We start from the raw sequence: 5,400 nt of genomic DNA on the forward strand, positions 1-5,400 counted from the left end.
TTCGACAGTACAAAAGCATACTCATTGAAGTAGGAATGAAACATAAAGGTTTATAACTTTTTATAAGTTTTCAGTAACGGTATATATGAGAATAACACTGATCACAGTCGGAAAAATAAAAGAAAAATATTTTACAGATGCCATCGCAGAATACCAGAAACGTTTAAGCAGATACTGCAAACTGGAAATTCTGGAAGTGGCGGATGAAAAGACACCGGACGGTGCAAGTGCGGCCATCGAAGAACAGATCAAAGAAAAAGAAGCAGAGCGTGTCCGGAAAGTGTTAAAAGACAGTGCCTATACGATCGCTCTGGCGATCGACGGAAAGCAGATGACATCCGAAAATTTTGCCGAAAAGATCCAGGGTCTTGGTATCCGTGGGGAGAGCCATATCTGCTTTCTGATCGGCGGATCACTTGGCATGTCGGACAGTCTCCTTCGCCAGGCAGACGAACGCATCAGTTTTTCGAAAATGACATTTCCCCACCAACTGATGCGTGTGATCCTTCTGGAACAGATTTATCGCGGTTTCCGAATCATCCATCACGAACCATATCATAAATAATCAGTCTTTTTTAGCCTCTTCTAAGACAGAAGTGCAGTGAGGACAGCGTGTTGCCTCAATGTCGATCTCTGTTTTACAGAAGGGGCATTTTTTGTGGTCGGAGCTTTTGGCTCTTCCGCTTTATGACCGATCGAAGTCAGTTTGTTGATCGCCTTTAACAGGCAAAACAGGACGAAAGCCATAAAGATGAAGTTTACAACATCCGAAAGAAAAGAAGAGGCAAATTCTTTAAACTCTTCAAAGAACTTTTTCATATGTAGATTCCTCCTTCATACAGAATTGCAGAAGGTTCGTGATGAGGATTCCACGATTTCTCGTAACGGTTCCATATCTTCACAGTTACGATTTATCTGATATATTTTATCATAATGACATGGGCATGGTCAAACTGACCAGAATCAGGTTTCAGATCTTATGTGTGGTTGTTGTCCTGGTACTATGATAGAATGTCTGTTATATGTCTTAAGGTATCTGAAAATAAGAAAAATAGCATTAAATATTCTTGAAAAACAAAATATTAAAAATATTTATAATGACTATATAAAATAATTCTGATAAAAAATCGAATAATTATTGACTACACGAGTGTAGTATGATATCGTGAAATTACAAGCAACGTGACAGGAAGAATATGGAGATCTGCAAAAAAACAAAGGAGGAAACTGGATGAAGAAAAAATGGATATAGTAGTGCATTGAAAAAAATTGTAGTAAAGGATAAAACTTCTAGAAAAACAGTTGATTTAGTTGTTGATGGTGACAACAAGGAAACGTATATTGATTATGATATAGATACTTGGATTGTGGATGACGATAAGGAGTTTTCGATGACGTTTAACTATCCGATTCAACAAACGAGTATTAAAAAAGATATTACAATAAGTGACTATAGACTAAACAATACTTTATCTCTATTGCCGGATAGAACATACAGTGCAGACCGCAAACAGATAGCATTAAGTCCGCTAGATGGTGGATATGAAACAGGTCATTATTATTCTTTAAATATTAATGTAAAATCAGATGGAGGGAATAGCTTAGTCAATAAAAATAAATATTACTTTTATAGGTTAAAGGAGGCATCTTAATGATAAATACGAAAAAATATTTATTCTTTTTAATCAGTTTTTTACTGGTGGTTTTGTATCTGCATCCTGCTTCAGCACTGGCAGCTAATAAGATTAGGTTTCTTATCAATGCATCGATGAAGATACCGGGGAAATTTTTAAAGTAGAACATCGTAATGTAGACAGAATGACAGGAAGACCTTACACGGTCAGTCAGACACAAAAAGGGGAATATGGATATTGTAAAGAAGAGGCAGTAAGTGAAAGTATAGAAGGGGAGAATGGAGAAATATATATGTTTGATTTCGAATCTCCGAAAAATGTGCTGACAATAGAAAGCCTTTCTGAAAATCCGAAAGAGAATGTGCTCCGGATTTATTATAAATCATATCGTTTAAAAGATTCGGAAAACAGTGTTGTGATTGTAAGTTGTATTGATGAGGACAGTAATGCAATTATTAAAACAGAAGATATTGAAATAGAACAATATAGACAAAAGCATTTCTCATATGATATTGAATTTATTCTGAAAGATGAGAATGGTTTATCTTATCGCTATGACAGCGAATGTTCTAAAAAATGCGAACGGATTGTAACAGTACAACAAAATGCGTTTCGAAACCATATCAAACTATATTATAAGAGAGGTGAACTTGGAGAAAAGGAAGCGATTGTATCTGTATATAGAGAGTTGCGTTACAATGTTTCAGAAGACTTGGGATATTATAAAAAGGAATTTATAGAAGGACTTAAAGTAGGAGATGATTTTTACCTAGATAAAATCCTTCCGGGTGATTTAAGCGAACTATATGGAGGATCTATAGTGGAGTATGATTACTACTGGGGAGAAGAAGAAAAGTTTTATATTGAAGAACTGTCCGCAGATCTCACAAAAAATATCGTAAGAACAATAAATCATGGATGGGATATTTTAGGCGGACATATGAATAAAGAACAGGTTGTTATTGAATTGATTGATGCGGATACTGGAAAGGCGTTTCGAACAGATAGGAGATATGTTTTTATTGAATCAACGAGAACTTATCCTGCACCAAATAAGCTCACTACTGACAATGGAAATGTTTACTATTTTGATAAGGACAATAAAAATAATCATTTGTCCATTAAAGTAAGTAAAATTGAAAAAGGCAGTGATGTATATAAAACAGGAAATGTCATCAAAGCATATTATTTTACAAAGAAAAATCCGGGAGATCCTGCGGCGGTTCGTATTTCTTATATGGATTCCGCTACTGGGAAACTGGTACGTCAGGAAGATAAAGATGGACTGATTGTTGGCGAGTCTTATTTGCATCAGCCGGAAGAAAGTTTTAAAATCGGTGATGTAACTTACACATACAATCAGGAAAATGCAAAAAACAAGCTGCAAATCGAAAATCTGAGCGGACATCCGGGCAAGGATGAGATTGTTATTTACTATAAGGCATCTGCACCAGATTCGAATCAGAACTCAGACCATGATTCAAAGCCAAATCCGCCAAAAGTCAAAAAACCGGTAGCACCGAAAAAACTTCAGGCAGTACGAACCGGTACAACAAAAGCGAAAATCACGTTCAAGAAAGTGAAAAAGGCAGATGGTTATCAGATCAGCTATGCGGATAATAAAAAATTCCGAAAGGCGAAAAAACTGAGTACCGGAAAAACGACGGTTATTCTGAAAAAACTGAAAAAGAACCGGAAATATTATGTGCGTGTGCGGGCATATCGGAAAGTAAATGGAGTGAAAAAATACGGAACATACGGTAAAGTACAGGCGATTGCAAAACGACCACGTTCATGAGCTGGTGGTGAAAGGGGAGAAAAGAGATGAAAAGAGAAAAAAAGTATCTATTTATTTTGCTGGGATTTTTAATGGCAATTTTGTATCTCCATCCGGTATCAGCACTGGCCGAGGAGGCTCAGAAAATTACAGTTTCTTATCAGTATATTGATGAGGATACCGGAGAAATTTTTAAAGAAGAAAAACGCAACACGGATAAGCAGGCGGGAAAAGCATATGAAGCCACACCGAGATGGGAAGAAAAGTATGGTCTTGAAAAAAAGGAAGTGGTACAAGAACGAATAGACGGAGATTCTGGAACTGCATATATGTTTGATCTTGGACATTCAAAAAATGTGTTGAAGATAGAACATCTCTCTGAAAATTCGGAAGAAAATGTGATCCAGCTATATTACAAAGCATATCATCTGTCAGACAGTGATCATACCTGCGTGGATGTAACTATTATGGATGAGGACGCGGATGTTGTTATAAAGAAAGAGACATTTGAAGTGAAAAAATCAGATCACTTTTATTATGATATTGATTTTATCATAAAAGATGAACAGGGCATCTCTTATCGTTATGACAGTCTGAGCACAGAAAACAGGGAGAGGGTTTTCAGTGCGAATGAAAATGCCATGCGAAATCAGGTAAAGCTGTATTATAAAAAAGGATCTATAAAACCAAACGAAGCCATTGTAGTAGTATATAAAGAGTTAGATCCAGTTGATACAGAATACTGTAAAAAGCAATTTATAGAGGGGCTTACGGTTGGCGATGATTTCTACTTGGACGATATTCATGTAAGTGGACAGGATAATGATAATGATTTGAGCGAATTAAGGCGATTATATGAATGTTATTATAGTTATGATTGGAAACTGAATGAAAAAATATATATCGAAAAACTTTCATCGAATCTGAATGATAATATCTTAAAGACATACCATCATTTGTATAAATTGCGTCCTGGGGATTATGCAGAAGAAAGTACAAAGGTAGTATTGGAGTTTGTAGATGCGGATACTGGCAAAGCATTTAAAACAGATCAACGATTTACAAGTCCGGGGGCAAAAATTAACTACACAGCTGTACCGAATAAACTGACTGCCAGCAATGGAAATGTTTACTATTTTGATAAAGATTATGCAAATAATCATTTATCTATCACGGCCAAGAAAATCGAAAAAGGCAGTGATGTCTATAAAGCAGGCAATGTCATTAAAGCATACTACTTTACAAAGAAAAATCCGGGAGATTCTGCGGCGGTTCGTGTTTCTTATATGGATTCCGCTACTGGGAAACTGGTACGTCAGGAAGATAAAGATGGACTGATTGTTGGCGAGTCTTATTTGCATCAGCCGGAGGAAAGCTTTAAAATCGGTGATGTGACTTACACCTATGATAAAGAAAATACAAAGAATATACTTCAGATTGCGAACCTGAGCGGACATCCTGGCAAGGATGAGATTGTTATTTACTATAAGGCATCTGTTCCAGACTCGAATCGGAATTCAGACCATGATTCAAAGCCAAATCCGTCAGAAGTCAAAAAAACAGCAGCACCGAAAAAACTTCAGGCAGTGCGAACCGGTACAACCAAAGCGAAAATCACGTTCAAGAAAGTAAAAAAGGCAGATGGTTATCAGATCAGCTATGCGGATAATAAAAAATTCCGCAAGGCGAAGAAACGGAGCACCGGAAAAACAAGTGTTGTCCTCAAAAAACTGAAAAAGAACCGGAAATATTATGTGCGTGTGCGGGCATATCAGAAGATAAATGGAGCTAAAAAATATGGAACATACAGCAAAGTGAAGGTGATTGCAAAACGATAATACAATGATGCCAGGGGTCAAAAGGTCTAAATCCACATGAGCTTGCTCATAAGTGGATGAAAGACCTTGGAACCCGCCCCGATATGAGCATAAAAGTGGGATGATAATCCCACGATATGCGAATACTGGGGTGCTATGTGCCAGTGGCACA

Annotated in this window: 6 protein-coding genes; 5 read left to right on the forward strand and 1 reads right to left on the reverse strand. The window is 36.8% G+C overall.

Annotated elements, in window-relative coordinates; all coding sequences use genetic code 11:
* Positions 1-85: 85 nt before the first annotated feature.
* Positions 86-565 (forward strand): 23S rRNA (pseudouridine(1915)-N(3))-methyltransferase RlmH, encoded by a 480-nt coding sequence (gene rlmH / locus GPK60_RS06080; protein WP_022119280.1) that lies wholly within the window; start codon positions 86-88, stop codon positions 563-565.
* A gap of 20 nt (positions 566-585) precedes the next feature.
* Here rlmH and GPK60_RS06085 read toward each other — a convergent pair whose 3' ends face one another.
* The gene (locus GPK60_RS06085; protein WP_022119281.1) at positions 586-819 is read right to left on the reverse strand and encodes an MscL family protein; all 234 of its coding nucleotides are present in this window, start codon (positions 817-819) and stop codon (positions 586-588) included.
* Positions 820-1,259: 440 nt separating this feature from the next.
* Between GPK60_RS06085 and GPK60_RS06090 the strand changes: the two genes are divergently transcribed.
* From GPK60_RS06090 to GPK60_RS06105, 4 genes are all read left to right on the forward strand, one after another.
* A complete protein-coding gene (locus GPK60_RS06090; protein WP_215659081.1) occupies positions 1,260-1,652 on the forward strand; it encodes a hypothetical protein in 393 nt (130 codons plus the stop codon).
* Positions 1,652-1,798 (forward strand): hypothetical protein, encoded by a 147-nt coding sequence (locus GPK60_RS06095; RefSeq protein ID WP_215659082.1) that lies wholly within the window; start codon positions 1,652-1,654, stop codon positions 1,796-1,798. The genes GPK60_RS06090 and GPK60_RS06095 overlap by 1 nt, the downstream gene beginning before the upstream one ends.
* Positions 1,799-1,818: 20 nt before the next feature.
* A complete protein-coding gene (locus GPK60_RS06100) occupies positions 1,819-3,432 on the forward strand; it encodes a fibronectin type III domain-containing protein (RefSeq protein ID WP_215659083.1) in 1,614 nt (537 codons plus the stop codon).
* A gap of 71 nt (positions 3,433-3,503) precedes the next feature.
* Positions 3,504-5,249: a fibronectin type III domain-containing protein gene (locus GPK60_RS06105; protein ID WP_215659084.1), complete on the forward strand. Its 1,746-nt coding sequence runs from the start codon at positions 3,504-3,506 to the stop codon at positions 5,247-5,249.
* Positions 5,250-5,400 lie beyond the last annotated feature (151 nt).

Source organism: Ruminococcus sp. MCC718 (assembly GCF_018783905.1).
Taxonomy (GTDB): Bacteria; Bacillota; Clostridia; order Lachnospirales; family Lachnospiraceae; genus Hominisplanchenecus; species Hominisplanchenecus faecis.

Excerpts from the sequence above, each read along its gene's own strand:
- rlmH (WP_022119280.1), top strand. The coding sequence starts at position 86 with ATGAGAATAACACTGATCACAGTCGGAAAAATAAAAGAAAAATATTTT.
- GPK60_RS06085 (WP_022119281.1), bottom strand. The coding sequence starts at position 819 with ATGAAAAAGTTCTTTGAAGAGTTTAAAGAATTTGCCTCTTCTTTTCTT.
- GPK60_RS06095 (WP_215659082.1), top strand. The coding sequence starts at position 1,652 with ATGATAAATACGAAAAAATATTTATTCTTTTTAATCAGTTTTTTACTG.
- GPK60_RS06100 (WP_215659083.1), top strand. The coding sequence starts at position 1,819 with ATGACAGGAAGACCTTACACGGTCAGTCAGACACAAAAAGGGGAATAT.
- GPK60_RS06105 (WP_215659084.1), top strand. The coding sequence starts at position 3,504 with ATGGCAATTTTGTATCTCCATCCGGTATCAGCACTGGCCGAGGAGGCT.